This window comes from Microbacterium sp. UNCCL10 (genome assembly GCF_000746195.1).
GTDB classification, from domain to species: Bacteria; Actinomycetota; Actinomycetes; order Actinomycetales; family Microbacteriaceae; genus Microbacterium; species Microbacterium saccharophilum.
Genome location: NZ_JQKT01000007.1, coordinates 1,610,292 through 1,631,772, shown reverse-complemented (window position 1 = coordinate 1,631,772; position 21,481 = coordinate 1,610,292). Strand labels below are relative to the sequence as shown.

General features: G+C 71.5%; 20 protein-coding genes. 11 read left to right on the top strand and 9 right to left on the bottom strand.

The window, feature by feature from the left end:
* Positions 1-156 precede the first annotated feature (156 nt).
* Positions 157-1,308 (top strand): flavodoxin-dependent (E)-4-hydroxy-3-methylbut-2-enyl-diphosphate synthase, encoded by a 1,152-nt coding sequence (gene ispG / locus BR85_RS08050; protein WP_174799867.1) that lies wholly within the window; start codon positions 157-159, stop codon positions 1,306-1,308.
* Here the strand turns inward: ispG and BR85_RS08045 are convergent.
* Entirely contained in the window at positions 1,298-2,527 is a 1,230-nt protein-coding gene (locus BR85_RS08045; RefSeq protein ID WP_051526211.1) for a trans-sulfuration enzyme family protein, read from the bottom strand. The two genes, ispG and BR85_RS08045, sit on opposite strands and share 11 nt — an antisense overlap.
* Positions 2,528-2,641: 114 nt before the next feature.
* On the opposite strand from BR85_RS08045, the gene BR85_RS08040 reads away from it, so the two are divergent.
* On the top strand, positions 2,642-3,139 hold the full coding sequence (locus tag BR85_RS08040; protein ID WP_028496074.1) for an Lrp/AsnC family transcriptional regulator: 498 nt from the start codon (positions 2,642-2,644) through the stop codon (positions 3,137-3,139).
* 190 nt (positions 3,140-3,329) lie between these two features.
* Here the strand turns inward: BR85_RS08040 and BR85_RS08035 are convergent, their stop codons facing one another.
* From BR85_RS08035 to BR85_RS08020, 4 genes are all read right to left on the bottom strand, one after another.
* Complete coding sequence (locus BR85_RS08035) at positions 3,330-4,802, bottom strand: maltokinase N-terminal cap-like domain-containing protein (protein ID WP_028496073.1); 1,473 nt, start codon at positions 4,800-4,802, stop codon at positions 3,330-3,332.
* The gene (gene treS, locus BR85_RS08030; protein ID WP_092896865.1) at positions 4,799-6,568 is read right to left on the bottom strand and encodes a maltose alpha-D-glucosyltransferase; all 1,770 of its coding nucleotides are present in this window, start codon (positions 6,566-6,568) and stop codon (positions 4,799-4,801) included. Before treS ends, BR85_RS08035 begins: the two co-directional genes overlap by 4 nt.
* 242 nt (positions 6,569-6,810) lie before the next feature.
* Entirely contained in the window at positions 6,811-7,443 is a 633-nt protein-coding gene (gene pcp, locus BR85_RS08025; protein ID WP_028496072.1) for a pyroglutamyl-peptidase I, read from the bottom strand.
* On the bottom strand, positions 7,440-8,885 hold the full coding sequence (locus BR85_RS08020) for an RNB domain-containing ribonuclease (protein WP_028496071.1): 1,446 nt from the start codon (positions 8,883-8,885) through the stop codon (positions 7,440-7,442). The genes pcp and BR85_RS08020 overlap by 4 nt, the downstream gene beginning before the upstream one ends.
* An 83-nt stretch (positions 8,886-8,968) precedes the next feature.
* On the opposite strand from BR85_RS08020, the gene BR85_RS08015 reads away from it, so the two are divergent.
* Both BR85_RS08015 and BR85_RS08010 read left to right on the top strand, forming a co-directional pair.
* Entirely contained in the window at positions 8,969-10,726 is a 1,758-nt protein-coding gene (locus BR85_RS08015; RefSeq protein ID WP_028496070.1) for a proline--tRNA ligase, read from the top strand.
* Between the two features lie 43 nt (positions 10,727-10,769).
* Positions 10,770-11,837, top strand: coding sequence for an LOG family protein (locus tag BR85_RS08010; RefSeq protein WP_028496069.1), 1,068 nt, complete (start codon positions 10,770-10,772; stop codon positions 11,835-11,837).
* A gap of 27 nt (positions 11,838-11,864) precedes the next feature.
* Here BR85_RS08010 and BR85_RS08005 read toward each other — a convergent pair whose 3' ends face one another.
* From BR85_RS08005 to BR85_RS07995, 3 genes are read right to left on the bottom strand one after another with little or no spacing between them, the layout of a single operon-like run.
* Positions 11,865-12,365 carry a pyridoxamine 5'-phosphate oxidase family protein gene (locus tag BR85_RS08005; protein WP_028496068.1) on the bottom strand — a complete coding sequence of 167 codons (501 nt, stop codon included), beginning with the start codon at positions 12,363-12,365 and terminating at the stop codon, positions 11,865-11,867.
* A 50-nt stretch (positions 12,366-12,415) separates the two neighbouring features.
* Complete coding sequence (locus BR85_RS08000) at positions 12,416-13,216, bottom strand: DUF1206 domain-containing protein (RefSeq protein ID WP_028496067.1); 801 nt, start codon at positions 13,214-13,216, stop codon at positions 12,416-12,418.
* 8 nt (positions 13,217-13,224) lie between these two features.
* Positions 13,225-13,809: an acetate uptake transporter family protein gene (locus BR85_RS07995; protein ID WP_051526210.1), complete on the bottom strand. Its 585-nt coding sequence runs from the start codon at positions 13,807-13,809 to the stop codon at positions 13,225-13,227.
* Between the two features lie 155 nt (positions 13,810-13,964).
* On the opposite strand from BR85_RS07995, the gene nusA reads away from it, so the two are divergent.
* From nusA to rbfA, 4 genes are all read left to right on the top strand, one after another.
* A complete protein-coding gene (gene nusA / locus BR85_RS07990; protein ID WP_028496066.1) occupies positions 13,965-14,954 on the top strand; it encodes a transcription termination factor NusA in 990 nt (329 codons plus the stop codon).
* Positions 14,955-14,963: 9 nt separating this feature from the next.
* A complete protein-coding gene (locus BR85_RS07985; RefSeq protein WP_051526209.1) occupies positions 14,964-15,215 on the top strand; it encodes a YlxR family protein in 252 nt (83 codons plus the stop codon).
* Between the two features lie 92 nt (positions 15,216-15,307).
* A complete protein-coding gene (gene infB / locus BR85_RS07980; RefSeq protein ID WP_028496065.1) occupies positions 15,308-18,058 on the top strand; it encodes a translation initiation factor IF-2 in 2,751 nt (916 codons plus the stop codon).
* A gap of 56 nt (positions 18,059-18,114) precedes the next feature.
* Positions 18,115-18,558, top strand: a complete 444-nt coding sequence (gene rbfA, locus BR85_RS07975; RefSeq protein WP_028496064.1) for a 30S ribosome-binding factor RbfA — start codon at positions 18,115-18,117, stop codon at positions 18,556-18,558.
* Between the two features lie 15 nt (positions 18,559-18,573).
* Here the strand turns inward: rbfA and BR85_RS07970 are convergent, their stop codons facing one another.
* Positions 18,574-19,434 carry an HhH-GPD family protein gene (locus tag BR85_RS07970; protein ID WP_028496063.1) on the bottom strand — a complete coding sequence of 287 codons (861 nt, stop codon included), beginning with the start codon at positions 19,432-19,434 and terminating at the stop codon, positions 18,574-18,576.
* 90 nt (positions 19,435-19,524) lie between these two features.
* Here BR85_RS07970 and BR85_RS07965 point away from each other — a divergent pair, with 90 nt between their 5' ends.
* The 3 genes from BR85_RS07965 to BR85_RS07955 are packed head-to-tail and all read left to right on the top strand — an operon-like array spanning position 19,525 to position 21,463.
* Complete coding sequence (locus BR85_RS07965) at positions 19,525-20,205, top strand: nucleoside/nucleotide kinase family protein (protein ID WP_028496062.1); 681 nt, start codon at positions 19,525-19,527, stop codon at positions 20,203-20,205.
* On the top strand, positions 20,205-21,098 hold the full coding sequence (gene truB, locus BR85_RS07960; protein ID WP_028496061.1) for a tRNA pseudouridine(55) synthase TruB: 894 nt from the start codon (positions 20,205-20,207) through the stop codon (positions 21,096-21,098). The genes BR85_RS07965 and truB overlap by 1 nt, the downstream gene beginning before the upstream one ends.
* The gene (locus tag BR85_RS07955) at positions 21,095-21,463 is read left to right on the top strand and encodes a hypothetical protein (RefSeq protein ID WP_028496060.1); all 369 of its coding nucleotides are present in this window, start codon (positions 21,095-21,097) and stop codon (positions 21,461-21,463) included. The genes truB and BR85_RS07955 overlap by 4 nt, the downstream gene beginning before the upstream one ends.
* Positions 21,464-21,481 lie beyond the last annotated feature (18 nt).

The following is a 21,481-nucleotide window of genomic DNA, read 5'->3' as shown; positions in this document are numbered from 1 at the left end:
GACCGCCCGTCGGGGCGGTCTGTGTCAGTCGTCACGCGAACACACCGCCTTATGCGGAGTGCCACCAGGTGAGGTTCGCGGACATGCGCCGAAACTACCACAGCCGCGCGGGCGCACTCAGCCCGCACCCGGTCGGCGGGTCGTAGGCTTGAGGACGTGCCAGCAGTCAATCTCGGGATGCCCAAGGTCCCCGACGTCCTCGCCCCGCGCCGCAAGAGCCGCCAGATCCGGGTAGGAAAAGTCCTCGTCGGCGGTGACGCCCCCGTGAGCGTCCAGTCGATGTGCACGACCCCGACGACCAACATCAACGGGACCCTGCAGCAGATCGCCGAGCTCACGGCCTCCGGCTGCGAGATCGTCCGCGTCGCCGTGCCGTCGCAGGACGACGCCGATGTGCTGCACATCATCGCGAAGAAGAGCCAGATCCCGGTCATCGCGGACATCCACTTCCAGCCGAAGTACGTCTTCCAGGCCATCGACGCCGGCTGCGCCGCCGTGCGCGTGAACCCCGGCAACATCCGCAAGTTCGACGACCAGGTCGGTGCGATCGCCAAGGCGGCCAAGGACGCGGGCGTGTCGCTGCGGATCGGCGTGAACGCCGGGTCGCTCGACCCGCGTCTGCTCCAGAAGTACGGCAAGGCGACCCCCGAGGCGCTCGCGGAGAGCGCCCGCTGGGAGGCGTCGCTGTTCGAGGAGCACGACTTCCACGACTTCAAGATCTCCGTCAAGCACAACGACCCCGTCGTCATGGTGAAGGCGTACCGCCTCCTCGCCGCGATGGGCGACTGGCCGCTGCACCTCGGCGTCACCGAGGCCGGCCCTGCCTTCCAGGGGACCATCAAGAGCGCGACGGCGTTCGGCATCCTGCTGTCGGAGGGCATCGGCGACACCATCCGCGTCTCGCTGTCCGCCCCGCCCGCCGAGGAGGTCAAGGTCGGCCACCAGATCCTGCAGTCGCTGAACCTCCGCGAGCGCAAGCTCGAGATCGTCTCTTGTCCCTCCTGCGGACGCGCCCAGGTCGACGTCTACACCCTCGCCGACAACGTCACCGAGGGGCTCAAGGACATGACCGTGCCGCTGCGCGTCGCCGTCATGGGCTGCGTCGTCAACGGACCGGGTGAGGCCCGCGAGGCCGACCTCGGTGTGGCGTCCGGCAACGGCAAGGGTCAGATCTTCGTCAAAGGCGAGGTCATCAAGACCGTGCCGGAGGCGGACATCGTCGCGACCCTGATCGAAGAGGCCAACCGCCTCGCCGCCGAGATGGGCCCGGGCGCGCCGCTCGGCACCGCGCAGGTCGTCACGGCGTAGCGGACACCGGCGCCGCCTCGTCTGTGCTCTCCTGCGGCGCCGAGGCGAGGGCCTGGGCGAGGTCGGCGATCAGGTCGTCGATGTGCTCCAGGCCGATCGACAGCCGCAGGATGTCGGCGCCCGGACGCGCCGACGGCGCCACCGGGCGGTGGGTCAGTGCTGCCGGGTGCTGCACGAGCGAATCGACACCGCCCAGCGAGACCGCGTGGCCGAACACCCGCGTGGCGCCGGCCACGTGTGCAGCGGCCTCGTAGCCGCCGCGCAGGCGGACAGCGATCATCGCCCCGCCGCCGCGCATCTGCGACCCGACGAGCGGGTCCCCGGTGAGACCCGGGTAGAACACCTCGGCGACGGCGGGATCCTCGGTCAGCCATCGCGCGATCCGCTCCGCGGACGCCTGCTGGGCTCGCACGCGCAGCGCGAGGGTGGGGAGCCCCCGGTGCAGCAGGTAGGCGGCGAGCGGATGGAGGACGGCGCCGGTGATCGCGCGCACGGGCCGCAGCGCCTCGGCCGTCTCCTCGCTGCACGCGATGACCCCGCCGATGACGTCGCCGTGCCCGCCCAGATACTTCGTCGCGCTGTGCAGCGACATGGCGGCGCCGTGCGCGATCGGGTTCTGCAGGACCGGCGTGGCGAAGGTGTTGTCGACGAGGACGGGAACCGAGCCCGCCTGAGCCACCGCGCGCTCGATGTCCACGAGCTCCAGCGTCGGGTTGGCGGGGGTCTCCACGATGACGAGCCCCGTGTCGCCGCGGACCGCCCGGGCGATCTCATCGGCGGTGCAGTACGTCACGTCGGTTCCGAGGAGGCCCGTCGCCAGGAGATGGTCGGTGCCCCCGTACAGCGGACGCACCGCCACGACGTGCGGTCGGCCGACCGACGTCGTGTGACTGAGCAGGGCAGCCGTGACCGCCGCCATCCCCGAGGAGAAGGCGACGGCCGCCTCGGCGCCCTCGAGCAGCGCGAGCGCGTCCTCGAACCGGGCGACGGTGGGGTTCCACAGCCGGGCGTACACGGCGCTGCCGTCCGCAGGAGGCCGCCCGCCGCCCGCGAGCGTCTCGTAGGAGTCGCCGCCGCGCTGCACATCCGGCAGGGGATAGGTCGACGAGAGGTCGAGGGGTGGAGCGTGCACGCCGAGCGTCGTGAGGTCGTCCCGGCCGCCATGCACAGCCAGGGTCTCGAAGCGATGGGTGTTCTCGGGGTGCGGGCCGCGGTCCATGGCGCCCAGCGTTGCGGAATCGTCGATGTCTGTCGATGCTGATTGTGGATCGGCATCCTGAACTATGGAAGCATTGGCGAATCAGCAATCGGGGTGTCGGAAGGGGTGGCTGTCTTGGCCGATCCGCAATCGAGCACCGGGCTCGACGATCTCGACCTCCGGCTTCTCGCAGTGCTCGTGCGGCAGCCCGGGCGGTCGAACAAGGCGCTCGCCGAGGATCTCGGCGTCGCCGAGTCGACGTGCGCCTACCGGGTCCGCGCTCTCCGGTCGCGCGGCGTGATCGCCGGTGTGCGCGTCGTGCTCGACGCGGCCGCTCTCGGTCTTCCCCTCCAGGGCGTGATCCGGGTGCGGCTGGGCCGGCACACGAGTGACGGCGTGGGCGGTCTGTTCGACGCTCTCGTGCACACCCCCGGCGTCATCGAGGTGTTCCACGTCGCCGGAGCGGATGACTTCCTCGTCCACGTCGCGGTCGAGGACGCGGCGGCGCTGCGGGACATCGTCCTGCAGCACATCACGGTGCACGAGATGGTGAGCACGACCGAGACCCACCTCGTATTCGAGCGCCGCGAAGGCATCGGGCCGCTGGCCCGCGTCACGGGGGCGGCACGGTGAGACCCCCGGGTCACGGCAGGCAGAACTCGTTGCCCTCGGGATCCCGCATCTGGAAGTACAGCTCCCGCCACGCTCCCCACTGCTGATCGCGGACAGCCGAACACGTCCGCCCAGAAGTGCGAGAGCCGGCGCGGATCGTCGGCGTAGAAGGTGATGTTGCCCAGCGTCGCCCTTGTTCCTCCGTGACTGGTCAGACGGCGCCGATCGCGGCGACCGCGCCGAGGGGGATCGCCGTCCAGGCGGGACGATTGCGCTTCTCGTAGACGACTTCGTACACGGCCTTGTCGGCCACGTATGCATCCAGCAGGACACGGCGCTCGCGGGCGAGAGCGTCCGCGGCGGGAGAACCCTGGTCGGCCTCGTCGGGCTCGTCGGCCTCGTCGTGCGGATGCGTCGGGAACGATGCCGCCACGTACGCGTCGACGAAGTGACGGCGCGCGCGCTGCGACCACTCGTGGGCGCGGTCCGCCCGGAGGGCGTTCTCCTCGGCATCCGCGCCGGAGCCCGACATCTCCACGACGCCGGGTGCGTAGTCGAACGAGCGCAGCATGCCCGCCACGTCGCGCCACGGCGAGTCCGGGAGGGCCCGCTCGTCGAAGGGGCGGCCCGGTTCGCCCTCGAAGTCCACGATCCGCCACCCGTGGGAGGTGCGCAGCGTCTGGCCGAGGTGCAGGTCGCCGTGGATCCGCTGCACGTCCAGCCCGTCGAGCGCGGCGACGGCGGCGTACGCGGCCCGCAGCCGCTCCGCGTGCGGCTCGAGTTCGGGCACCGTCCGCAGTGCGCGGTCCAGGCGATCCGTCATGGCGCGGGCGAGCTCGGCGGTCGCCTCGGCGCCGCGCCGATGCGCGGGGAACCGCTCGCGGAGCATGGCGTGGACGCCCGCGAGCGCCTCGCCGAGGCGCGCCGCCTCGCCCGCGAAGTCGCCGCCGGAGCCGACGATGTCCGGATCGGGATCGGCCAGCAGCGTGCGGACGCTCCCCATCGCGAGGTCGAAGCCGTCCGTGGCGGTGCGGAGGAACAGCTGCAGCATCGCCAGGTGCAGCACCTCACCGTCGAGCTCGATCTCGACCCATCCGTACAGGGGGGCGATGTGCTCCGACCCGCCCCGCGTCAGCTCTTCGTGGATCTCGATGTCGGGGTTCACGCCCGCGCTCAGCTTGCGGAACACCTTCATGATGGCGGTGTCGTCGAAGCGCACGGAGGAGTTGGACTGCTCGCCGGTCATGGTCGATGCCCGCAGGTCGGGGTCGAGCCGGTCGCCGCCGGGCACCCGGCGGAACCGCAGTCCGCCGATCTCCGCCGTCCCGTCCGGCTCGGCGGCGACGAAGCCTGCCAGCCAGAGCGCCATCGCGTCGTGGTCGTGCACGGCGTCGTACAGATGCCGGACGTGCCCGTCGATCTCCGTCGCGCCGACGTACGCGTGGCCGATCCGCTCCTCGATGTCGGCGTAGCCGGCGAGCGGCACCTGGTACCGCTCGCGGCCGCCTTCCTCGTCGGCGTAGTCGACCGTCGCGAGGATCACGGTGACGGCCGGGCCGCGGTCTGTCGCCGGGAGGTCCGCGACCACGCGTGCGTCCGTGACCTGGAATGGCCGGCCCTTGCCGGCGAACCAGCGCGTCCGACCGAGATAGTCCGCCAGAACTGCGTGATCGAGCGCGCTCACAGCAGCCCCACCTCCTCCGACTCTTCGGCCGGCCCATGCAGCTGGAACCAGAAGAACCCATGTCCTCCCAGGGTCAGCAGGTACGGCAGCTCGCCGATCCGCGGGAACGGCACGCCGCCGACGAGCTCGACCGGGACCATCCCCTCGAAGCGTCGCAGATCCAGCTCCACCGGCTGCGGGAACTGGGACAGGTTGTTGACGCACAGGATGACGTCCACGGTGCCGTCGTCGTTCGTGTGCTCTCGCGAGTACGACAGCACGGACGGGTTCGAGCCGCCGAGATCGTTGAATCCGCCGAGTCCGAACGCGGGGTGGCGCTTGCGGGCAAGGATCATCTGCCGGGTCCAGTGCAGCAGCGACGAACGGTCCTCCTGCTGAGCCTCGACGTTGACCGCCAGGTAGCCGTGCACGGGATCCTGCACGACGGGCAGCGTCAGCTTGCCGGGGTTCGCGGTCGAGAAGCCCGCATTCCGGTCCGACGTCCACTGCATGGGGGTGCGGACGCCGTCGCGGTCGCCGAGCCAGATGTTGTCGCCCATCCCGATCTCGTCGCCGTAGTAGAGAACGGGGGAACCGGGAAGGGACAGCAGCAGCGCGGTGAACAGCTCGATCCGGTCGATGTCGTTGTCCAGCAGAGGGGCGAGGCGCCGCCGGATGCCGATGTTCGCCTTCATCCGCGGATCCTGGGCGTACTCGTTCCACATGTAGTCGCGGTCCTCGTCGGTGACCATCTCGAGGGTCAGCTCGTCGTGGTTGCGGAGGAAGATGCCCCACTGGCATCCGGCCGGGATCGGCGGCGTCTGCGCGAGGATCTCGCTGATGGGATACCGCGACTCGCGGCGCACCGCCATGAAGATGCGCGGCATGACGGGGAAGTGGAAGCACATGTGGCACTCGTCGCCGCCGACATCCGGGTTCCCGAAGTAGTCGACGACGTCGGCCGGCCACTGGTTGGCCTCGGCCAGCAGCACCCGGCCGGGGTAGTCGCGGTCCACGAAGCGGCGCACCTTCCGCAGGAACTCGTGGGTCTCCGGCAGGTTCTCGCCGTTCGTGCCCGGCCGCTCGTAGAGATATGGGACCGCATCCAGGCGGAACCCGTCGAGCCCCATGTCCAGCCAGAAGCGCATCGCGTCGATCATCGCCTCGTGGACCGCAGGGTTGTCGAAGTTCAGGTCGGGCTGGTGCGAGAAGAACCGGTGCCAGAAGTACTGCTGGCGTACGGGGTCCCACGTCCAGTTGCTCGGCTCGGTGTCGACGAAGATGACGCGGGCATCCTCGTACAGCTGGTCGGTGTCGCTCCAGACGTAGAAGTCGCCGAACGGCCCGTCCGGGTCGCTGCGGCTCGCCTGGAACCACGGGTGCTCGTCGCTCGTGTGGTTCATGACGAAGTCGACGATCACCTTGATGCCGCGCTCGTGCGCGGCGTCCAGGAACTCCTGGAAGTCCTCGATCGTGCCGAGACCCGGCTGGATGCCGGTGTAGTCGGCCACGTCGTAGCCGCCGTCGCGCAGCGGCGAGGGGAAGAAGGGCGGAAGCCACAGGCAGTCCACGCCCAGCCACTGCAGGTAGTCCAGCTTCTCGATGAGCCCGCGGATGTCGCCCATCCCGTCGCCGTCGGAGTCCTTGAACGAGCGCACCAGGACCTCGTAGAAGACGGCGGTCTTGAACCACTCCGGCTCGGGGCTGCCCGGGGTGTCAGGGAACGGCTCCTGCGTGAGGATCGGAATGGAGGCCGTGTAGGGGGCGGGCTCGGTGACATCCGTCATACGATCATCTTTCCGCTCGCGGTACCGGCGTCGCCGGGGTGATTGAGGGGCAGCATGCTTCCAACCTGCTACACCGAGGCGCCATCCGTCACCCCTTGCGCTCGTCGCGCAGAGCGTGTAACCCGCGATGGTGTGCGCTTCGGGAGGGGATGACCTTTCAGGAGGATGCCTGGGCTCCATGCGACCTCCCGAGGCGTCGAATCCTCCCGGCGCGACGCGGGGATCGGCGGCGCGGGCGGGGATCAGTGCAGCGTGCCCGCGGGGGAGCGCGTCTCCGGAGCCCCGGCAAGCGTCACGTCGAGCGCGACCCGCAGCGCGCGCGCGATGTCGCCCAGCGGCAGCTCGGGCTCGTCGCCCGGCGCCTGGCCGACGGCCCACGGGACGTGGACGAAGCCCGCTCGTGTGCCGGGGGCGACGGCCGACAGCGCCGTGAAGAAGACGTGGTTGCAGACGAACGTGCCGGCCGTGTGCGACACCTCGGCGGGGATGCCGGCATCCCGGATCGCGGCGGCGACGGCCTTGACCGGCAGTGTCGCGAAGGCCGCCGGCGGGGCGCCGGGGATGCTGGGCTCATCGACGGGCTGCGCGCCGGCGTTGTCGGGGATGCGGGCGTCGATGAGGTTCACGGCGATCCGCTCGACGCCGATCGCGGCGCGTCCGCCGGCCAGCCCAGTCGCGAGGACGACGTCGGGTCGATGCTCCGCGATGAGGTCCCGGAGGCGTGCCGCGGCGCCCGCGAACGTGACCGGGAGGACCGCCGCGATGAGCGTGGCCGGCCCGTCCCACCCGGATGCCACGAGCTGCACGGCCTCGCCCGACGGGTTGGCGGCGTCGCCGCCGAACGGTTGGAACCCGGTCAGCAGCACCGTGGTCACGACGCCGCCTCGCTGAAGAGCGCGGTGCCGTCGGCGATCGAGGCCGCGTCGAGACGCAGCCGCACCTCCGCGCCGGGCACGACGTCGCCGAGGCCCGCGACCTTCGCCTCGACGGGCGGGCGGCGAAGCTGCACACGGGCGCCGTCGCCGCGGACGCTCAGCACGACGCCGTCGAAGACCTCACCCTCCCGGCCGTGCAGCACGGCGGCCTCCACGCGGTCGATCGCCCCGGCATCCATCCGTCCGGCGCGCTGCGAGCCGGCCGCCATCAGGGCGGGCACCTCGGGCAGGCTCTGGCGCGCCCAGTCCGGCACCGGACGGCCGTTCGCGAGGGCGTCGCAGATCACGAGCGACCAGCGGTCGACGAGACGGCGCAGCGGCGCGGTCGTGTGCGCGTAGGGCGCTCCGATCGCGGCCTGGCGGGGGTCGTCGGGCGGGTCGCCGTCGAAGGCGACGTACCCCGCGCCGCGGAACAGGCCACCGGCATACTCGCGCACGGCCCGTCCGGCGGGTGTGTGGGGCAGATCACTCAAGTACGTCCCGTACGGGATGTCGAAGCGCCAGGGGAGGCCGAGGGCGATCGTCTGGGCGCGGAACTCGGCGACGTCGTCGGGGTCGGCCTGCGGCATCGTGCGCAGGATGCCGACGCCGCCGGCCAGCATGATCTCTGCAGCGGCCATCCCGGTCAGGAGCGACACGTGCGCGTTCCATTCCTCCAGGGGCACACCGTCGCGGCTCTCCAGACGGTAGCCGTCGCCCTCCGCGACGACCCGGGTCTCCGGGAGGTTCAGACTCGCCCCGCCGCGCTCGCTCTCCCGCGCGTCGCGCTCGGCGCCGAGCCACGGCATCGCGAGGAGTGTGAGGGGAGCGGTGCCGAGGTCGATGGCCTCCTGCGCCTCGGCATACGCCCACTGCGCGCGGGACCGGACCACCGCCCGGGTGAGCGTCGTCTGAACCGGACGTGCGCCGTCGTCGAGCACGAACCGCCAGACGTACGCGCGGCGGTCCTGCTCGGGCAGGAGGGAGGCGGCGTGCTCGCTCAGCACCGGCGGATGCAGGGGGATCCGGCCGTCGGGGGCGTAGATCGTCTGCGCCCGGCGGCGGGCCTCGCCGTCGAGCGCGCCGCCGGGCGCCACGTACGCCGGCACGTCCGCGATGGCGTAGTGCAGGATCGCGCCGGTCGCGGTCCGCTCCAGATGCACCGCCTGATCGAGGTCGGTGGAGCCGGCCGGGTCGATCGTCAGGAACTCGATGTGCCGGAGATCGGCGACGCCGGCGGCCGCCGGGTCGACCGGCACGGCGGCGGCGGCCCGCTCGGCCTCCGCCTGCGCCTCGGGCGGGAACGACGCGGGGAGATCGAGGGAGCGGCGCAGCGCCTCCAACGACGCCGCGAGCGCGCCGCGGGCCTCGGTCGGGACGATGCGGGAGCGTCGGACGGGCACGGCGCCAGTGTAGGCGCGCTCGCCCGGGACAGCCCGCCGGACCGCGCGGGCCGCTCGAACCCGCGCGACTAAGCTTGACCCTCGTGGTCACCCGTCTCTCGCACTACTTCCTCCGCACGCTCCGCGAAGACCCGGCCGACGCCGAGGTCACAAGCCACCGCCTCCTGGTGCGTGCCGGCTACATTCGCCGCGCCGCACCCGGCATCTTCACGTGGCTCCCGCTGGGCCTGCGCGTCAAGGCGAAGATCGAGGGCATCGTCCGCGAGGAGATGACGCGGGCGGGCGCCTACGAGGTGCATTTCCCGGCCCTGCTTCCGCGGGAGCCCTATGAGCTCTCCGGGCGCTGGGAGGCCTACGGCAACGGAATCTTCCGGCTGAAGGACCGCAAGGACGCCGATTACCTGCTGGCGCCCACCCACGAGGAGATGTTCACCCTCCTCGTGAAGGACCTGTACTCGTCGTACAAGGACCTGCCCCTGACGATCTACCAGATCCAGGACAAGTACCGCGACGAGGCCCGCCCGCGCGCCGGCCTCCTGCGCGGCCGCGAGTTCACCATGAAGGACGCGTACTCCTTCGACTACACGGATGCCGGACTCGACGCGTCCTACCAGCTGCAGCGCGACGCGTACGAGCGCATCTTCCAGCGCCTCGGCATGGAGTACGTCATCGTCAACGCCGACAACGGCCTCATGGGCGGCGCGCGCAGCGAGGAGTTCCTGCACCCCACCCCTGTCGGCGAGGACACGTTCGTGCGCTCCGCCGGCGGTTACGCGGCGAACGTCGAGGCGTTCACGACGGTGGCCCCCGAGCCGATCGCGTTCGACGGGCTCCCCGCCCCGGTCGTCTTCGACTCGCCGGACACCCCCACGATCGACACCCTCGTCGCCCACAGCAACGCCGTCCTCGAGGGGGAGTACACCGCGGCGGACACGCTGAAGAACGTCGTCCTCGCGCTCACCCACCTCGACGGCACCCGCGAACTCGTCGTCGTCGGCATCCCCGGCGACCGCGAGGTCGACGACAAGCGCGTCGAGGTCGCCTTCGCGCCCGCCGCGGTCGAACCGGCCACGGAAGCCGACTTCGCGAAGCACCCGCTGCTCGTGAAGGGCTACATCGGCCCCTGGTCCGAGCTCGGCCCCGTGCTCGGCGAGGAGTCCGCGACCGGCATCCGCTTCTTCCTCGACCCGCGGGTCGTCGACGGGTCGAGCTGGATCACCGGCGCCAACGTCGACCAGAAGCACGTCCACTCCCTCGTCGCGGGCCGCGACTTCACGGCCGACGGCTTCGTGGAGGTCGCCAACGTGCGACCCGGCGACCCGGCACCGGACGGCTCCGGCCCGGTCGAGCTCGCGCGGGGGATGGAGATCGGGCATGTGTTCCAGCTCGGTCGCTTCTTCGCGGAGAAGCTGGGGCTCAAGGTCCTCGACGAGAATGGCAAGCTCGTCACGGTCACGATGGGCTCGTACGGCATCGGCGTCACCCGCATCCTCGCGGCGCTCGCCGAACTCAACAACGACGACAAGGGGCTCGTGTGGCCCGCCTCCATCGCGCCGTTCGACGTGCACGTCGTCGCGACGGGCCGGGATGCGGTCGCGTTCGAGCTCGCCGAGAAGCTCGCCGCCGACCTGGAGGCCGCCGGAGTCGACGTGCTTCTCGATGACCGTCCGAAGGTCTCGCCCGGCGTGAAGTTCGGCGATGCGGAGCTCGTCGGGGTGCCGCGGATCGTCATCGTCGGTCGTGGCGCGGCCGACGGCGAGGTCGAGCTGTGGGACCGTCGCACCGGTGAGCGTGAGACCGTCGCCGCTGCGGACGCCGTGGCGGCCCTCACCGCCGGGTGAGGTCGTTGGCCCGTCGTTCACCGGGCCGTGACAGGGTGGAGGCATGGCTCCACCCCGTTCCCACGCGTCCATCCCGCCGCAGGTGACCGAGGCGCTGCGCGCCGTCATCGCCGAAGCGGGCATCACCGCCGACGCCGACCTCATCGCGCGCATCCTCGCCACGGGTGTCGGCCTGGGGCTCGACGACCCCGACCGGCTCGACCTCAAGATCACCTCCGCGGCGCTCAGCGAGATGCGCGCCGCGTTCCACCTGTTCGCCCCCTACCGCGACGTGCCGAAGGTCACGGTCTTCGGCTCCGCGCGCACGAAGCCCGACGACGAGCTGTACCGTCAGGCGTCGGAGGTGGCGGCGGCGCTCGCCGAGCGCGGCTGGATGGTCGTCACGGGTGCGGGGCCGGGGATCATGCAGGCGGCCGCCGAGGGCGCCGGCGCCGACCGATCGCTCGGCGTGTCGATCCGGCTGCCGTTCGAGGAGAAGCCGAACGCCGTCGTCGCCGCCGGCGCCAACAACGTGGCCATGAAGTACTTCTTCACGCGCAAGCTCATGCTCGTGAAGGAGTCGCACGGCTTCGTCTGCGTGCCGGGCGGCTTCGGGACGCTCGACGAGCTGTTCGAGCTGCTCACGCTGCAGCAGACCGGCAAGGCCGAACCCATGCCGATCGTGCTGCTCGATGCGCCCGGCGGCAGGTTCTGGGAGGGACTGCGCGACTATGTCGAACAGCAGCTTCTGCCCGCCGGTGTCATCTCTCCCGACGACTTCGACCGGGTCACACTCGCCGACTCCGTCACGGCCGCCGCCGAGGAGATCACCGGCTTCTGGCGCAACTACGATTCCCTGCGCTGGGTCGGCAAACGCCTCGTGCTGCGGCTGCGCGTCGAACCCACCGATGCCGAGGTGGCGGATCTGAACGCCCGGTTCGGCGGGATGCTGATCGACGGCGCGATCGAGAAGTCCGGGCCGCTCACGCCGGAGCGGGAGGACGATGACCGCGTCGACCTGCCGCGGCTGGTGATGATCTACGACCAGTTCCAGGTGGGGTCGCTGTACCGGCTCATCCGGGCCGTCAACCAGCTGGACAGCGCGCCGTCGGGGCAGGCCCACGCGAACTGACGGCGAGCCGGCGCACGCCGCGTGACGTCAGCAGACGATGCGGCCGTGGTTCATCGTGTCATCGGGGGTGTCCCGGGTCACGAGGGCCTTCAGCATCCCCGCCGCCATGACGAGCTTGCCGTGGGCGGGCTCCCAGAACTCGGTGTTCAGAGGAGTGACCTTCAGCAGCGCGATGCCCGGGGTCTCCAGGCCGTCCGGGAACCAGATGTCCAGGGACGGGGTCCAGAGCTCCTCCATCTTCGCGCGGTCGTGGACCACGGAGGCCCGGCCGGCGACGGACACGTACCGCATCCCCTTCGCGTCGCAGTAGGACAGCCCCACGTCGTGGTCGCGCTGCACGTCGTCGACCTTCTGGGTGTCCTCCGCGGTGAAGAACCAGATGTCGCCGGCGTCGTCCATCTCGCGGGTGCTCATGGGCCGGCTGACGAGCCGGTTCTGCGCATCCTGCGTCGTCAGCATCGTGAAATCGATGTCCTCGACGAGCGTCTTCACGCGCTCGAGGGCTTCCTTGCCGGTCACTTCGGTCATGGCCCCACCCTGCGCGCCGTGCTCCGCCGCGGCCAGGGGGTTGACACGTGTCAGAGGCGCGCGTAGCGGGCCCGGAAGATGCAGAAGACCCCGTACGCGATGAGGCCCACCCCGACGACGGCCGCCAGGGCGCGGCCGAAGGTGAACTCGAGCAGGCCGTCGACGGCGCCGTCGAGACCTCCCGCAGCAGCAGGGTCGACCTTCACCGCGGCGACGAGCAGGAGGATGCCGATGATGCCGAGCGCCACGCCCTTCGCCACGAAGCCGACCGCGCCGAGGCCCGCGAGACTCCGTCCCGGGCCGGCGCGGGGGATCGTGACCTTGTTCCGGAAGGTGCGCCGCACCCCCATCACGACGAAGACGACGCCCGCGACGGCGAACCCCGCACCCACGGCGCCGAGGAGGAACACGCCGCCGGGGATCGCGAGCACACCGCGGCTGGCGTCCTCCGCCGTGTCCTCCGCGTTGGGGCGCGCACCGAGCGCGACGGCGGCGGCCACGGCGCCGAGCCCTGCGAACACGAGCGCCTGACCCCACTCCGAGACGCGGGTGCCCCACTTGCGGGGACGCTCGCCCCGGGCCAGGACGCCTTCCGCGACGTGCCACAGCGCCAGCGCCCACAGCGCGATCGCGACCATCCAGAGCGCGACGAACCCGAGCGGCGCCGTCGCGATCGCTTTGAACGCACCCACCTGGTCGGCCTCGGCGCGGGTGCCGGTCGCGACGGCGAGGATGATCGCGCCGATGAGGATGTGCACCACGCCGTTGGCGGCGAACCCCGACCGGGCGAGCACCCGGAACACGGTGCTCGTGGTCGCCTCGCGCGCGGCGTCCTTCGCGGCGTCGGACACCGGCACCCCTACGACTCGCGGTCCGGATCGCCCGCGATCCACGGCCGGCCGAGCGGCACGACGCGGCGCCGCATCGTGCGCCACACGAACTTCTCCGCCAGCAGGTAGGCCGCCAGGGCCGACGCCGCCAGCAGCAGCACCGCCCCGACCGTGCCGAGCAGCTCGACGCCGGTGAACGCGCCCGCCGCCTGCAGGCCGAGCCCGCCGGACACGCAGAGGAGCGTCACCGGGAGCACGGAGTTGTGCATCGAGGCGGGGAACGCGAAGCCGAGCGCGAGGATCGCGAACATGAGCGAGAACACGCCGCGGGCGGGACCGGCGACCTCGAAGAAGCCGAGCTCGCCGCCGAGGAGGAAGCCGGGCATGCAGATCCAGTACCAGCCGAAGGCGTTGTAGACCAGGAAATGGAAATCATCGCCCTGGAAGTAGGCCAGCATCCCCGCCGTCACCTGGACGACGCCGCCGAAGACGGCGCCGATCCAGAACACCGGGCTCTCGTTCTGCACCCCGAGGTGCTCGAGCTGCGCCGTCAGCGTCGCGATGACGAAGCCGAGAAGGCCGATGAGTCCGGGGTCCGCAGTTCGGCCAGTCATGAGCCCAGTATGGCCCGCCGACGAACGCCCCGCAGAACCCGGGGTGGGCGTCCGGGCGGCGGCTGTCCCCGATGCCGCGCACAGCCGCATCCGGTAACGTTGGGGGGATGCCGGGACGGTGACGTTCCCGGCGAGAGCTGAATAGGGAGAAACCTGTGGACATCGATCTGGGACTGCTGCGCACCGTCGAGCGGGAGAAGGAGATCCCCTTCGACGAACTCGTGCGGATCATCGAGCAGGCCATCCTGACGGCCTACGCCAAGCACACCTCGCCCACGGGCGAGCTCCCCGAAGGCGCCCGCGCCGAGCTCAACCGCAAGACCGGGCACGTCGCCGTGTTCATCCCCCTCCGCGACGAGGAGGACGTGATCATCGGCGAGGAGGAGAGCACCCCGGACGACTTCGGCCGCATCGCCGCGTTCGCCGCGAAGCAGGTCATCAGCCAGCGCCTCCGCGACATCGCCGACGACGCGATCCTCGGCGAGTTCCGCGGCAAGGAGGGCGACATCGTCGCCGGCGTCATCCAGCAGGGCCCCAACCCGCGCATGGTCCACGTCGATCTCGGCACCGTCGAGGCGATCCTGCCCCCCGAGGAGCAGGTGGCGGGGGAGGAGTACACCCACGGCTCGCGGCTGCGCGTCTACGTGACCTCGGTGTCCAAGGGCACCAAGGGCCCGCAGATCACCGTGTCCCGCACGCACCCGGGCCTCGTCCGCAAGCTCTTCGCCCTCGAGGTCCCCGAGATCGCGTCCGGCCTCGTCGAGATCGTGTCCCTCGCCCGCGAGGCCGGTCACCGCACGAAGATCGCCGTCCGCGCCAACGACCCGTCGATCAACGCCAAGGGCGCCTGCATCGGCGAGCTCGGCCGCCGCGTCCGCGCCGTCACCGAGGAGCTCGGCGGCGAGAAGATCGACATCGTCGACTACGACGGCGAGCTGGCGAAGTTCGTCGCCAACGCCCTGTCGCCGGCGAAGGTCACCTCCAGCTTCATCCTGGATGCCGGCACGAAGGCCGTCCGCGCGCTCGTGCCCGACTACCAGCTGTCGCTCGCGATCGGCAAGGAGGGCCAGAATGCCCGCCTCGCGGCCAAGCTGACGGGCGCAAAGATCGACATCCAGCCGGACAGCATCCTGGAAGACGCCTGACGGGGTAGGATGGAACCTGTTCGAACGTGCGTGGGATGCCGCGCGCGTGCCCCTCGATCCGCACTCCTGAGAGTCGTGGCCCGTGACGGCATCCTCGTCGCCGACGAGAAAGCCGTGCTTCCGGGGAGGGGGACGTGGGTGCATGACACGGACGAGTGCGTGACCGCCGCCATCCGGCGCCGCGCCTTCGGACGAGCATTGCGTGTGTCCGGTGACCTGGACACGCAGACCTTTCAAGACACCCACCAGCGAAACGGCTGAACGGCTATGGACACAAAGTGAACGGCTCGAAATGAGATCCGTCCGCAAGTAACGGTCTGCCCTGTCCTGGGTAGGCCCCAGACAGGAGAATTGTGGCAAAACCACGCGTGCACGAGATCGCTTCCGAGCTCGGCGTCGACAGCAAAGTCGCCCTCGCGAAGCTGAAGGAGCTCGGCGAATTCGTCAAGAGCCCCTCATCCACCATCGAGCCCCCCGTGGCTCGCAAGCTTCGGGCTGCGCTCGAGGCTGAAGGCGCTGCGGCGCCCGCGGCATCGGCGGCGCCGAAGGCCGCGGCCAAGCCCGCGACCCCGGGCCGCCCCGGTCCCGCCCGTCCCGCCGCTCCGGCGCCGGCCGCCCCGGCGCCCGCCGCGCCCGCGCCCGCCGCTGCGGCACCCGCTGCACCGGTCGCCCCGGCACCGGCTGCTCCGGCCGCCCCGGCAGCTCCGGCACCCGCCGCCGCCGAGGCACCCACCCCCGGCGCCCCGGCACCGGCGGCGCCCGGCGCACCGCAGCCCCCGCGTCCCGGTGGCGCGCGCCCCGGGAACAACCCGTTCGCGTCGGCGCAGGGCATGGGCCAGCGGCCCGCCGGCCCGCGCCCGGGTAACAACCCGTTCGCGTCCGCGCAGGGCATGGGCCAGCGTCCGAGCCCCGGCAACATCCCGCGTCCCCAGGCTCCGCGCCCGGGTGCACCGCGTCCCGGGGCCCCGCGTCCCGGCGGTGCGGGTCGTCCCGGCGGTGCCGGTCGTCCCGGCGCCCCCTTCCAGCAGCGTCCCGGCGGCCCCGGCCGGCCCGGTGGCGCTCCCGGCGGGTTCCAGCGTCCCGGTGCACCGGCAGGCGGCGGCTTCGCCGGTCGTCCCGGTGGTGGCGGCGGTCGTGGCCGCGGCCCCGGCGGCGGCACGGCCGGCGCCTTCGGCAAGGGCGGCGGCAAGTCCAAGCAGCGCAAGTCGCGGCGGGCGAAGCGGCAAGAGTTCGAGATGCGGGATGCCCCCGTCGTCGGCGGCGTCAACGTCTCCCGCGGCAACGGGGAGATCATCCGCATGCGCCGTGGCGCGTCGATCTCGGACTTCGCCGACAAGATCGAGACGCTGACCGGCTACACGGTGCAGCCCGGCACGCTCGTGACGATCCTGTTCAACCTCGGTGAGATGGCCACGGCGACGGAGTCGCTGGACGAGGCCACCTTCGAGGTGCTCGGCGCCGAGCTCGGCTACAAGATCCAGATGGTCTCTCCCGAGGACGAGGACAAGGAGCTCCTGGAGAGCTTCGGTCTCGACCTCGATCAGGAGCTCGAGGACGAGAACGAGGAAGACCTCGAGATCCGTCCGCCCGTCGTGACCGTCATGGGCCACGTCGACCACGGTAAGACGCGCCTCCTCGACGCGATCCGCAACGCGAACGTCGTCGCCGGCGAGGCCGGTGGCATCACGCAGCACATCGGTGCCTACCAGGTGTGGACCGAGCACGACGGCATCGAGCGCGCGATCACCTTCATCGACACCCCGGGTCACGAGGCGTTCACCGCCATGCGCGCCCGTGGTGCGCAGGTGACCGACATCGCGATCCTCGTGGTCGCCGCCGACGACGGCATCATGCCGCAGACGGTGGAGGCGCTCAACCACGCCCAGGCGGCCAACGTGCCGATCGTCGTGGCGGTCAACAAGGTCGACAAGCCCGACGCCAACCCGGCCAAGGTGCGCCAGCAGCTCACCGAGTACGGCCTCGTCGCCGAGGAGTACGGCGGGGACGTCATGTTCGTCGACGTGTCGGCGCGCGACGGCCTCAACATCCAGGCCCTCCTGGATGCCGTGCTGCTCACCGCCGACGCCGGGCTCGACCTCACGGCCAACCCGAACAAGGCGGCGCGCGGTGTGGCGATCGAAGCCAAGCTCGACAAGGGTCGCGGTTCGGTCGCCACGGTGCTCATCCAGTCCGGAACGCTCCGCGTCGGCGACGCGATCGTCGCGGGCACCGCGTACGGCCGCGTCCGCGCCATGGCGGACGAGAACGGCGAGCCGGTCCTCGAGGCCGCCCCGTCGCGTCCCGTGCAGGTGCAGGGCCTGAACTCCGTCCCGCGTGCCGGTGACACGTTCATCGTCACAGAGGAGGACCGCCTCGCCCGCCAGATCGCGGAGAAGCGCGAAGCCGCCGAGCGCAACGCGCAGCTGGCCAAGGCCCGCAAGCGCATCTCGCTCGAGGACTTCACCCGCGCGCTCGAAGAGGGCAAGGTCGAGTCGCTCAACCTCATCATCAAGGGCGACGTGTCCGGTGCCGTCGAGGCGCTGGAGGAGTCGCTCCTCAAGATCGAGGTCGACGACTCGGTGCAGCTGCGGATCATCCACCGCGGTGTGGGTGCCGTCACGGAGTCCGACGTCAACCTCGCGACGATCGACAACGCGATCGTCATCGGCTTCAACGTCCGTCCGGACGCGAAGGCCCGGGAGCGCGCCGCCCGCGAGGGTGTCGACATCCGGTTCTACTCGGTCATCTACAACGCGATCGACGACGTCGAGCAGTCGCTCAAGGGCCTGCTCAAGCCGGAGTTCGAAGAGGTGCAGTCGGGTGTCGCCGAGATCCGCGAGGTGTTCCGCTCCTCGAAGTTCGGCAACATCGCCGGTGTCATCGTCCGCTCCGGAACGATCACCCGAAACGCCAAGGCGCGCATCATCCGCGACGGCGTCGTGGTCGCCGATGGCCTGGCCATCGAGTCGCTGCGCCGCTTCAAGGACGATGTCACCGAGGTGCGCACCGACTACGAAGCCGGTATCGGCCTGGGCAAGTACAACGACATCCAGGTGGGCGACGAGATCGAGACCACCGAGATGGTGGAGAAGCCGCGAGGCTGAGTCGCAACCGCTGAGGGGCGCCCACGGGCGTCCCTCAGCCGTCGAAGGGAACACTCATGGCCAGTGAACGTCAAGCGCGCCTCGGCGACCGCATCCGCGTCATCCTCGCGGAGCGCCTCGAGAAGGGGCTGCGCGACCCGCGCCTCGGCTTCGTGACGATCACGGACGTCCGCGTGACGGGCGACCTGCAGCACGCGTCGGTGTTCTACACCGTGTACGGCTCCGACGAGGAGCGCGCCTCCTCCGCGGAGGCGCTGAAGGCGGCGACCGGGATGCTGCGCAGCGAGGTCGGCAAGCACCTCAACGTGCGCCTGACCCCGTCGCTGGAGTTCATCCCCGACGCACTGCCGGAGACCGCCGGGCACATCGCCGAGCTGCTCCGCGAAGCGCGCGAGCGCGACGCCGCCGTGCAGGGTCTCGCGACCGGCGCGACGTACGCCGGCGACGCCGACCCGTACGTGAAGCCGCGCGAGCTGGACGACGAGGCCGACGAGGCCTGAGACGCGACTGCCGACTCAGGCCGGCAGCCGCAGCATGCCGTCGGCGGCCTCCGCCAGCCCGTCGGCGATGAGCGAGTCGATCGCCCGATCCCGTTGCAGGGGATCGGGCCAATCGGGCAGCACGTCCGCGACGGGCACGGCGTGCGTCGCGCGCAGGGCCCGCAGCACGGCGCCGCGCGCCTGCCGGTCGCTGCCCTCGTACGCCGCCTGACGGCGCCGGTCGTCGCCGGTGTCGGGGTAGCCCGCCGCCCGCCACGCGCAGACCTCCGCGAGTGGGCAGGCTTCGCAGCGCGGGGACCGCGCCGTGCACACGACGGCGCCGAGCTCCATGGTCGCGGCGTTGACGATCGCGGCCTCGCCGTCGTCGTCCGGCAGGATCGCCGCCATCGCCGCGAGGTCGCGCTTGGCCGGCGGGCCGGGCTGCGACCGGCCGTCCACCGCGCGGGCCAGGACGCGCCGCGTGTTGGTGTCGACGACGGGATACCGGTCGCCGTACGCGAAGGTCGCGACGGCCCGCGCCGTGTAGTCGCCGATGCCCGACAGTGCCAGCAGCGCGTCGACCTCACGCGGCACGACACCGGCGTGGCGGTCGCGGATCTCGACGGCGGCGCGGTGCAGCCACAGCGCCCGGCGCGGGTAGCCGAGGTTCGCCCACTGGCGCACGGCCTCCGCGGGCGGTGCGGCGGCGAGGTCGGCGGGGGAGGGCCACCGCCTGAGCCAGGCCTCCAGATGCGGGATGACCCGCGTCACCGGCGTCTGCTGCAGCATGAACTCGCTCACCAGCACGCCCCACGCCCCGAACCCCGGTGCCCGCCAGGGGAGATCCCGCGCGTTGACGCGGTACCAGTCCAGGAGCGGGCGGGCGAGGTCGGGCACCGCTCCAGCCTACGGAACCGGGGGCATGCGGATGCCGCGAGTGACCGCCGCGGCACGGAACGGCGGCGTCCCGCCGCCTAGGCTGGAGGCATGCGACTTCCCGTCACGCCCGCCTCCACGCTGTGGCGCGAGCTCCGCGACGAGGTGCGACAGCATTACCGGCGCGGCCGCGTGATCGTCGGCGTGGACGGCGAGGACGGTGCCGGCAAGACGACGTTCGCCGACAACCTCGCCGCCGTGTTCGGCGAAGACGGGTCCGCCGTCCTCCGCGCGTCGATCGACGGCTTCCACCGACCCCGCGCGGAGCGCTACGCGCGCGGACGCAGCTCACCGGAGGGGTACTACCTCGACTCGTACGACTACGCGACGTTCCGGCGGGTGCTGATCGATCCGTTCCGCAGCGGGCCGACGACGGACACCGGGTTCCAGACCGCCGTGTTCGACGTCGACCGCGACGAGCCCGTCGCGTCGGAGTGGGTGACGGCGCCGCGCGACGCCGTCCTCATCGTGGACGGTGTCTTCCTGAACCGCCCCGAGCTTCGCGGCATCTGGAACTGGTCGGTGTGGCTGGACGTCCCCGTCGACGTGCGCTTCGCGCGCATGGCGGAACGCGACGGCAGCGACCCCGACCCGGCGGCCGAGGCGAACCGGCGCTACCGGGCGGGGATGGAGCTGTACCTGCGTGACGGCGATCCTCGGCGCGCCGCCTCGGCCATCGTCGACAACGCCGACCCCGCCGCTCCGGCCCGCGTCTACCGGGACTTCTGCTGATGGCCGCGCCCCGCGGCATCCTGCTGGTCGACAAGCCGGGCGGGATCACGAGCCACGACGTCGTCGCCCGCGCGCGACGCGCGCTGCAGACCCGCAAGATCGGCCACGCCGGGACCCTGGACCCCATGGCGACCGGGCTCCTCGTCCTCGGCGTCGGTCCCGCGACCCGCCTCCTCACCTACATCGTGGGCCTCGACAAGACGTACGAGGCGACGATCCGCCTCGGCGTCGCGACCGACTCCGACGACGCCGACGGCGTCGAGACGACACGGGCGGATGCCGTCGCGATCGACGCCGTCACCGAGGATGCCATCACGGCCGGCGTCGCCGCGCTGACCGGACCCATCTCGCAGGTGCCGAGCCGCGTCTCGGCCATCAAGGTCGGCGGCCGGCGCGCCTACGATCTGGCCCGCGCGGGGGAGCATGTCGAGCTCGCGGCGCGCGAGGTCACCGTGTCCCGGTTCGAGGTCACCGGCAGCCGCCGGGCGGACGGCGTGATCGACCTCGACGTCGTCGTGGACTGCTCGAGCGGCACCTACATCCGCGCCCTCGCGCGGGACCTCGGTGCGGCGCTCGACGTCGGGGGGCATCTCACGAGGCTCCGCCGCACGCGCATCGGCCCGTTCGAGGTCACCGACGCGGTCACCGACGTCGCCCCGGACACCGCGCTGCGCGGCGACGCCGAGGTGGCTGCCTCCCTCCTGGGCGCCTTCCCCGTCACCGCCGAGGAGGCCCGCGATCTCCGGCACGGCAAGCGACTCACCGGCGCCGCCGCGCGGCTGGCCACCGCGAACCCCGCCGCCATCGACCCGGACGGCCGCCTCGTCGGGATCGTCGAGCGCCGCGGGGACGACGTCAAGAGCATCATGAACATGGCTGAGGAGCCCCTGTGATCCTGTGGTTCACCATCGTCCAGCTCGTCGCCGCGTGCGGCGTCGGCCTGCTGTGCATCGTGCTGGGACTCGCCGGCCGGCGCCCCAGCGATCTGTCGGTGGGCGGGCTCGCCCTCATCCTGCTGCTCCTGATCGCCCAGGTGGTCATCGCGATCGTCGCGCCCCTCGCCGGCAACCCCCCGTCCGGAAGCGCGCTGGAGTACTGGGTGTACCTCGTCTCGGCGGTGCTCCTGCCCCCCGCCGGTGTCGCGTGGGCGCTCATCGAGCGCAGCCGGTGGAGCACCGTCATCATGGGGATCGCGGCGCTCGCGGTCGCGGTCATGGTGTGGCGCATGCACGTGATCTGGACTGTCCAGCTCGCCTGAGCGCGCGGGCGGGGGCTC